This window comes from Streptomyces sp. A01 (assembly GCF_059026195.1).
This window is the reverse complement of the sequence record NZ_JBWLKN010000081.1, coordinates 1-1,761: the sequence shown is the minus strand read 5'-3', so window position 1 is coordinate 1,761 and position 1,761 is coordinate 1. Positions and strand designations below refer to the sequence as shown.

Genomic DNA, 1,761 nt, shown 5'->3' with positions numbered 1-1,761 from the left:
CCGTCGACTGGACCACCTGGTTCCCCACCAACCCCCCACCCCACACCACCGACCTCCCCACCTACACCTTCCAACACGACCGCTACTGGCTGGACGGTCGCAGCAGCGGGGGGAGCAACCCCGCGAGTCTCGGTCTGACCTCCCCTGGGCATCCCCTCCTGGGAGCGGCCATCGAACAGGCGGCAGCGGACAGTCATTTGTTCACCGGTCGGCTGTCCGCGACCGGTGGGACCGGCTGGCTGGCCGATCACCAGGTCCTCGACACCGTGCTGGTGCCGGGCGCGGCGCTGGTGGAGTGGGCGCTGCGCGCCGCCGACGAGGTCGGCTGCGTCGGCGTGGAGGACCTGGCGTTGCAGGCGCAGCTGGTTGTTCCAGAGTCGGGAAGTGTGCGCGTTCAGGTCGCTGTGGGGCCGGCTGGGTCCGATGGGCGGCGTGACGTACGGGTGTACTCGCGCCACGACGACGGCGGTTCGTCCGACGATACGCAGTGGGTGTGTCACGCGGTGGGCGTGCTCAGCCCCGAGGCGGCCGCTCCCGCTGAGGAAATGGCCGGGGCGTGGCCTCCTGCCGACGCTGACCCGATCGACATCGGCGACTTCTACTCACGAGCCGCCGCGGTTGGTTACGCGTACGGCCCGGCGTTTCAGGGGTTGCGCGCTGCCTGGCGGCACGGCGCTGACGTGCTGGCGGAGGCCGTGCTGCCCGAGGCGGCCGGGGAGCCCGGGGGGTTCGGTATCCACCCCGCGCTGCTGGACGCCGCTTTGCAATCGGCGCTGCTGGTCGGCCTGCCCGACGACGAGCAGGAGGCGACGAGAGTGTGGCTGCCGTTCGCATGGAACGGGGTCTCCCTGTGGGCCGCCGACGCGACCATGGTGCGCGTCCGGCTGACCCTCGACGAGGAGGGTGGTCCGGGCGAGCGTGGAGTGCGGGTCACGCTGGCCGACGCGGTGGGCGCTCCGGTGCTCAGTGCTGCTTCGGTCGTGATGCGCGCCGCCGACACCACTCACCCGCCCACTGCTCGTGGCCACGATGCCCAGGGCCTGTTCAGCGTGGACTGGGCACCGCTGCCGGTGCCAGTCGACGGCCGTACACCCCGGGAACAGGACGTGATCGGCGAGGGCGACTGGGTGGTACTGGGAACCGACCCGGTGGTCCAGGGCCTGGTCTGCTACCCGGACGTCGGCGCGCTCGTGCACGCGATCGACGCGGGTGAACCCGCTCCACCGGTCGTACTGACCGGAGTCGCGTCCACCGATGACGGACTACGCGCGGCCGAGGACGCCTTGGCGCTGGTGCGGGGCTGGCTGGCCGCACCGTCACTGGGCGCCTCCCGGTTGGTGCTCGTCACGCGCGGAGCGGTCGCGGCCGATGGCGCCGACGACGGGGTTGACGCACCCGGCGCCGGGGTCTGGGGGCTGGTACGGAGCGCGCAGTCGGAGAACCCGGGTCGCCTCGTCCTGCTGGACATCACCCCGGGACTCGAACTGTCCGGTGACAGCGTGCGGGAAGCGGTCACCCGAGCGGTGCGCGCCGACGAACCGCAGCTCGCCGTACGGGACGAGCGGGGGGGTCTGGTGCCTCGGCTCGTCCGCGCCGGGGACCGTGGCGATCTGGTGGCGCCGCCCGGGTTGCGGGCCTGGCGCCTGGCCACGGTGGGCGCGGCCACCTTGGACAACGTCTCCGTGGTGCCGTGCTCGGAGGTGCTGGAGCCGTTGGCGCCCGGTCAGGTGCGGATCGAGGTGCGTGCGGCGGGGGTGAACT

The 1,761-nt window shown here is 72.5% G+C and carries 1 protein-coding gene; it reads left to right on the top strand.

Features of this window, described 5'->3' with window-relative positions:
• Positions 1-1,761: SpnB-like Rossmann fold domain-containing protein (locus AC5P1B_RS35585; protein WP_493892176.1), on the top strand; the 1,761-nt coding region annotated here is incomplete at both ends.